The following is a 1,224-nucleotide window of genomic DNA, read 5'->3' on the forward strand; positions in this document are numbered from 1 at the left end:
GGTCAACCCGCCCGTCCAGCCGATGTCGACGATCGCGACCTGGATCGCCGAGCGCTCCAGCAGCGCGCGGAACGAGCGCTGCCCGGTCAGCGTCTCGCCGGTGGCGAGCGGCACGGAGGTCGCGGACTGCAGCGTGGCGTAGGAGGTGTGGCTGTCGGACCGCAGTGGGTCCTCGATCCAGTACGGGGCGAACCGCTCGAGCTCTCTGACCAGGCCGAGCGCGGCGTGCAGGCTCCAGAGCCCGTGCAGCTCGACCATGACGTCCATGTCAGGGACGGCGTTCTTGATCTCGTTGAGCACCCGCAGGCCGGCACGCAGGTCGGCCGGCTCCAGCCGCATGCCGCCGGTGCGCTCGGCCGCCTGGTCGAACGGCCACACCTTCATGGCGCGAAGACCCTCATCCCACAGTTCTTTGGCCAGCTCTCCCGGCCGTTCGAGGAAGCCGCGCAGGTCCTCGTACGGCGACGTCTCCGCCAGGCCCCAGTTGGACACGGCCTGGCGCGGCTCGTCCTTGACGTATGAGGGCCCCGCGCAGGTGTTGTAGACCGGGAGGCTGTCCTGGTAGGGCCCGCCGAGCAGGGTGGCCACCGGCTGGCCCGCGACCTTGCCGAGCAGGTCCCACACGGCCATGTCGATCGCCCCGTTGCCGCGGGTCTCCACCCCGCTGCCCTGGAAGCCCACGTGACCGGTGAGCAGCCGGCGCAGCCGCTCCGGGCTGGGCAGCGGCGCGCCCAGGAGGAGCGGCGCGACGGTCTCGTGCAGGTACGCCTCGACCGCTTCCGCCCCGAAGAACGACTCGCCGAGGCCGATCCGGCCGTCGTCGGTGTGCAGCCGTATCAGGAGCACGTTGGGCTGAATCGGGCATCGGATGGTCTCCAGGCCGCAGACGGCTCGGGTGCTCATGATTCGAGGACCATATCTGGTCAGACCAGCCGCCCACAAGACCTTGACAGAACCGTAGCGGCCAGGGAAGCTCGTGCAATCTGGTAAGACCAATGTCGGGACGGATGTTGAGGCTATGACGTTGACCAACAGTCCCTTAGCGATCACCATGTGGGACTTCTCCTGGCTGGAGAGGCGCTGGGACGGCGCCGGCTACCAGGACTGGGACCGCGCGCTCGACGAGCTCGTCGAGCGGGGCTACGACGCGGTGCGCATCGACGCCTTCCCTCATCTCGTGGCGGCCGATCCCGAGCGGACCTGGCGCCTGCTGCCCGTGTGTCG

At 69.3% G+C, this 1,224-nt stretch carries 2 protein-coding genes; one reads left to right on the forward strand and one right to left on the reverse strand.

The features are described from left to right. Nucleotides 1-903 (reverse strand): mandelate racemase/muconate lactonizing enzyme family protein (locus AB0J09_RS65175; RefSeq protein ID WP_360714565.1); only part of this gene is annotated, 903 nt, incomplete at its 3' end. Between the two features lie 115 nt (nt 904-1,018). On the opposite strand from AB0J09_RS65175, the gene AB0J09_RS65180 reads away from it, so the two are divergent. Next, nucleotides 1,019-1,224: cellulase-like family protein (locus AB0J09_RS65180; protein WP_360714567.1), on the forward strand; the 206-nt coding region annotated here is incomplete at its 3' end.

Source organism: Nonomuraea sp. NPDC049784, from assembly GCF_040659615.1.
Classification (GTDB): Bacteria; Actinomycetota; Actinomycetes; order Streptosporangiales; family Streptosporangiaceae; genus Nonomuraea.